General features: G+C 63.0%; 3 protein-coding genes and 1 pseudogene. 3 read left to right on the top strand and 1 reads right to left on the bottom strand.

Annotated features, from left to right (window positions below):
• Nucleotides 1–92: 92 nt before the first annotated feature.
• A pseudogene (locus CRM90_RS29745) lies at nucleotides 93–1153 on the top strand (patatin-like phospholipase family protein).
• On the opposite strand, the gene CRM90_RS29740 reads toward CRM90_RS29745, so the two are convergent.
• Nucleotides 1050–1727 (bottom strand): TetR/AcrR family transcriptional regulator, encoded by a 678-nt coding sequence (locus tag CRM90_RS29740; protein WP_102810418.1) that lies wholly within the window; start codon nucleotides 1725–1727, stop codon nucleotides 1050–1052. The pseudogene CRM90_RS29745 and the gene CRM90_RS29740 overlap by 104 nt on opposite strands.
• A 256-nt stretch (nucleotides 1728–1983) precedes the next feature.
• Between CRM90_RS29740 and CRM90_RS29735 the strand changes: the two genes are divergently transcribed.
• Nucleotides 1984–2505, top strand: coding sequence for a PaaI family thioesterase (locus CRM90_RS29735; RefSeq protein ID WP_102810419.1), 522 nt, complete (start codon nucleotides 1984–1986; stop codon nucleotides 2503–2505).
• Between the two features lie 16 nt (nucleotides 2506–2521).
• Nucleotides 2522–2911, top strand: a complete 390-nt coding sequence (locus CRM90_RS29730; protein WP_102810417.1) for a TetR/AcrR family transcriptional regulator — start codon at nucleotides 2522–2524, stop codon at nucleotides 2909–2911.
• Nucleotides 2912–2922: the final 11 nt, after the last annotated feature.

The following is a 2922-nucleotide window of genomic DNA, read 5'->3' as shown; positions in this document are numbered from 1 at the left end:
CACAGCAAAATTTTCTAACCCCACGGAGGAGCGCAGCGCCCCTGGACAGCTAGCCTCCGGTAGCCCACATGGGTGACGACGTTGGCCAGCCCATGACAGCAATAGTAAATCCCCCGACAGGTCTAAACGACAAGACCCCAGGACGCCGGGTCGCACTCGCGCTCGTGGTGGCGGCGCCCGCGGCTACGCCCACATCGGCGTCATCAACGAACTTCACGACCGCGGCTACGAGATCGCCGCGATCTCCGGCTCATCGATGGGCGCACTAGTGGGAGGCCTGGAAGCCGCCGGCGTACTCGGGGAATTCAGTTCCTGGGCCACCACACTGACTCAACGCGCCGTGCTGCGCTTGCTTGATCCCGCGTGGGCCAGTGCGGGAATCTTTCGGGCGGAAAAGATCCTCAACATTGTGCGCAACCTACTCGGTGACGTGACGATCGAGACTCTGCCGATCCCCTTCACGGCAGTCGCGACCGACCTGATCGCCGGCAAATCGGTGTGGCTTCAGCATGGTCCCCTCGATGCCGCGATCCGGGCATCCATCGCGATACCCGGTCTGATCTCTCCCTACATCCTCGACAACCAAGTACTCGCCGACGGCGGCATCCTCGACCCGCTACCGGTAGCGCCGCTCGCTGCCGCAGACGCTGATCTGCGCATCGCGGTCAACCTCAGCGGCGAGGACCCCCACCCCCACGATCAGCTCCCGCCACGCGAACCCAGGGCTGCAGCCGAATGGTTAAACCGACTGCTGCGCAACACCTCCGCAGTCCTAGACACCAGCACCCCGCTTCCAGTGCTCAGCCGTTTTGGAGCCTCCAGCCGAACCGCGGCGGCATGGGGCCTCTTCGACGAACAGCCCAGCCAGACAACGACGACCCGACCGCAACTCACCCCGAAACTGACCAGCTTCGAAGTGATGAACCGCACCATCGACATCATGCAAACAGCAGCCGTACGCACCCAACTCGCCGTCCACCCCCCCGACATACTCATCGAAATACCCCGCACCACCTGCCGCAGCCTCGACTTCCACCGCGCCGCCGAAATCATCGAAGTCGGACGCCAAGCCGCTGTCGGGGCCCTTGATACCGCGTGCGTGAGTGCGCGGCAAGAAAGTCGTCGACGATGCCGACGCACTGGTCATGGCTGATGGTGCAGAGTCCGGTTATGCGTGCGAAGACCAGCGGACCGACGAGCTGGCACTCGGCTAATTCGAGGTCGAAATCGTCAAGTTCCTCGCGGGCCTGATCGCTCGACAGGATCTTGTCGAACGGTTTGCGGTACTGCTCGACGACCCTAGAACGCAGGCTGCCAGCCGGGCTGTGCTCATCTCCGGTGCCGTCAGCGGCAGGATCGGTGGGCCCGAGGGCAACCCAAGCCAGTGTGGTGACCTGGATCGGGGCATCGGCAAAGAGTGCGGCCTGTCGGCTGAGCATTTCTATCAGCCGCTCGCGCAGCGACCCCTCGTCGGGTGTCGGTGTAGTGACGTGGGGCAGCAGGCGCTCGAATGTGGCCGCCAGCAATTGCGATGAGCTCGTGAAATGCCGATAGAGGGTGGTGCGAGCCACCTTGGAGGCTTTGGTCACCGCGTCGATCGTGACGGCTTCGATTCCCCCGGTGGTGAGGAGTGCCGCCGCCGCGTCGAGCAGTCGGTTACGCGACCTGATCCGGCGGGGGTCGATGTCATCATCGTCGTCTGCGTATGCCGCCGGTTGAGTGCTCACTGCGTTGTCCCTTCGGAAAATGGGACCTGCGGGCGGCGTTTCCAGCAGGCGTCAAGGTATGGTACCAAGAGTAGCGTAGCGAAACTGTTCGTAGGTTTGTCCGCGGTTACGGAGAATACCTGGTCGGTAGGCATGGCTGTCGTGTCTACGCGGGAGGGTCTTGGGGCGTCCAGAAGCTGCCAAACGAAGGGTCGTTGCAGTTGCGGTGCGGGCCCGACGATATCGCGAATCAGTGCGAAACAACAAGGGGATGACGATGGGTGACACAGCACATCCGGGGCCATATCTACTGCCTCCGCATACCTCGACGTGTACCGGGTGCGGGCCCGCGAATTCGCATGGATTGCAGCTGGTTGTCTATCGCGACGGTGACGACGTCTACAGCGATGTGACGTTCGATGAGCGCCATATCGGCGCCCCAGGACTGGCGCACGGCGGCGCAGTAGCGACAGCCTGTGACGACGTACTGGGCTTCACGTTGTGGGTGGCCGGCACGCCCGCGGTGACACGCAGTCTGACAGTGGAGTATCTGCGACCTGTCCCGTTGCACGAACCGCACAGGATTACTGGCCAGATCACCGGCCGCCAAGGACGTGCTCTTCACGTCAGCGGAACGGGAGTCAGTCACGATGGCATCACCCGGTTCACCGCCAGCGCAGTCTTCGTGACGGTGGGTGTCGATCATTTCGCTGCGCACGGCGACGTGAGCGGATTCGAGGACCTGTTTGATCGGCTAGCCGGCACGCCTCACCAACCAATTGGTGATCACAGCGTCTGAGCGTGGCGTTGGCAGGATGGCTTCGAAGTTGAGGCAGCATCGCCCCGATAGGGCGGACGACCTTGGCGGTGTCGACACGTACCGCCGTAACAGTGCAGTAGATGCCGCGATGATGCTGGCAGGTAGCGGCGGTTACGAGGCTGTGCACGTTCGCGCGGTGGCCGCGCAGGTCGGAATCGGCGTCAGCACGCTGTACCGGTACTTTCCCTCCAAGATCCACCTCTTGGTGTCTGCGTTGACCCGCGAGTTCCAAGAGTTTGGAAACAGCCGCGATTGGACCGTCACCGCGTCGACACCGCGCGAACGCCTTCGCTTGCTCGTCGACTGCCTACACACCGAATGGCAACGAGACCCGCGCTTGACGGTCGTGTCCGGGATCCGGTGTAAATGGGGAGCACGGGCGTAGGTTCCGCTTCA

The organism is Mycobacterium sp. ENV421, from assembly GCF_002887815.1.
GTDB lineage: Bacteria > Actinomycetota > Actinomycetes > Mycobacteriales > Mycobacteriaceae > Mycobacterium.
This window is presented reverse-complemented; position numbering and strand designations above follow the sequence as displayed.

What these genes read in the sequence shown, in the direction of transcription:
- CRM90_RS29735 (WP_102810419.1), top strand. Translation starts at nt 1,984, where the DNA reads ATGGGTGACACAGCACATCCGGGGCCATATCTACTGCCTCCGCATACC.
- CRM90_RS29730 (WP_102810417.1), top strand. Translation starts at nt 2,522, where the DNA reads ATGGCTTCGAAGTTGAGGCAGCATCGCCCCGATAGGGCGGACGACCTT.